Annotated in this window: 2 protein-coding genes; one reads left to right on the top strand and one right to left on the bottom strand. The window is 60.8% G+C overall.

Annotated elements, in window-relative coordinates:
* Positions 1 to 714, top strand: a 714-nt coding sequence (locus RIN13_RS15355) for a stealth conserved region 3 domain-containing protein (RefSeq protein WP_309108204.1), incomplete at its 5' end; no start/stop codon positions are given.
* Positions 715 to 841: 127 nt separating this feature from the next.
* Here the strand turns inward: RIN13_RS15355 and RIN13_RS15360 are convergent.
* A complete protein-coding gene (locus RIN13_RS15360) occupies positions 842 to 1,771 on the bottom strand; it encodes a phosphodiesterase (protein WP_309108205.1) in 930 nt (309 codons plus the stop codon).
* Positions 1,772 to 1,986 lie beyond the last annotated feature (215 nt).

The following is a 1,986-nucleotide window of genomic DNA, read 5'->3' on the forward strand; positions in this document are numbered from 1 at the left end:
TGGTTGGCCGACCACCCGACTGTGACGATCGTGCGCAGCGAGGAATTCTTTGCTGACCCGTCAGTGCTGCCCACGCACAACTCCCAGGCGGTCGAGTGCCAGCTGCACCACATCGAGGGCCTCTCGGAGCACTTCCTGTATTCCAATGACGACATGTTCTTCGGCCGGTCTGTCGCGCCCGACATGTTCTTTACGCCAGGAGGAATCACCAAGTTCATCGAGGCGGAGACCCGCATCGGGCTGGGCGATAACGACGCAGAGCGCAGCGGCTTCGAAAACGCTGCCAGAGTCAACCGGAAACTCCTCTGGAACCGCTTCGGCCGGATCACCACGAGGCACCTGGAACACGCTGCAGCCCCTCTGCGCCGCAGCGTGGTGGCACGGATGGAGAAGGAATTTCCTGACGAGTTCACCAAGACGGCGGCCAGCGTCTTCCGGGCAGCCGACAACATCTCGGTGACCAACTCCTTCTACCACTACTACGCGCTGTTGACCGGCAGGGCCACCACCCAGACAGCCGCCAAAGTCCGCTACATCGACACCACGGTGCGGGCGGGGCTGAACTATCTCCCCAAACTGTTGGCCAAGCGGAACATGGATTTCTTCTGCCTCAACGACGGCAGCTTCCCGGAGGTCCCGGCTGATGAGCGCGCCGACATTGTTACTGATTTCCTGGAGAACTATTTCCCCATCAAGGCACCCTGGGAGAAGTAAGCCCGGCCGAACAATGCTCCACACGAACAGGCAGGCAATGCCCTCAAACGTGAATTTTGAGGTCATTGCCTGCCAGTTCCCACATGCTGAATGGATGCGGCCGAATGTTGCGGCCGAGCGGGGTGCGTCAGGGGCTGGTGACGACCCTGGGCTTGGCAACACCCTGTGTTTTTGCCCGTTCGGGGATGACGATTCCGGCTGCTGCGAGCCGCTTCTGCGTATCCTCTGCACTGACGAACTCACCAACAGTGGGAGTCTGCCCCAGCGGAACCACGGAATGCACAATGGTGTGTTCGTAGACATGGACCAGATTGAATGCCTGCCCGCCGTCCCTGCCACGGGAACCGCCTACTGGAACGTTCAGGTCCTGCGTGTAGCACGTGGCTGAAGCGACGGACACGGGAATCCCGGCGAAGCTGGCGGTGGTGGAATAGTGCAGGTGGCCGGCCAAGATACTGCGCACATCCGAGCCTCGCAGAACAGTCGCCAACGACGCCTGATTGCGCAATTCCACGAGCACGGCGAGGTCTAGCACGGACGGGACCGGTGGGTGGTGCAAGGCCAGGATGGTGCCGTCCGGGGCCGGTGTTTCCAGCTGGTCGGCAAGCCACTCGAGCTGCGCTCCGCTGAGTTCGCCGTGATGGAAGCCCGGTACTGATGTGTCGAGGGTGATAACACGAAGCCCATTGACGTAGTAGCTGCGGTCCACCGGGGAGTCATCTGCAGGCTGGTCCAGCAGGCCGGTTCGAAAATGAGCCCTGTTGTCGTGATTTCCCATGGCCCAGATGACCCGTGCACCCATCGCCTCGCAGGCGGGATCAACGATGGCCCGAAGCTTGGCGTAGGCCTCCGGTTCGCCCTTGTCGGCGAGGTCTCCGGTGAAAATTACGGCTTCAGGACGCACCCCCGAAGCCTGCACTTCCTCGAAGAGCTGAACCAGGCGGGATTCGCTGTCGATCGCGCCGTAAAGGGGTTTGGGACCTCCCATCAGGTGGGGGTCGCTCAGGTGGAGTAGAAAATGACGTGGCCGGGGGTGTTCGGCCTCGATGTGCTCCATTGCTGCCTTCGTGGTTGGTTGGAAGCGGCGCTTCCAGTGTCCCTCTCAGTAATCTTTATCCAACCAGACTTTAGGCAAACAATATGCAAACTCGGGCTGGCATGTTGAAAAATCCTGATTCATCGGCCTCCGTCGGGATCACACATTCGTTCGCTCACTAAGGGGTAGGGGTGGCTTCTGGTTCCAGCGTCACTGCCGGCTCGACGGACGCCACC

Source organism: Arthrobacter sp. (assembly GCF_031179985.1).
Lineage (GTDB): Bacteria > Actinomycetota > Actinomycetes > Actinomycetales > Micrococcaceae > Arthrobacter.

Coding starts and splice junctions, on each gene's coding strand:
- RIN13_RS15360 (WP_309108205.1), bottom strand. CDS start 1,771: ATGGAGCACATCGAGGCCGAACACCCCCGGCCACGTCATTTTCTACTC.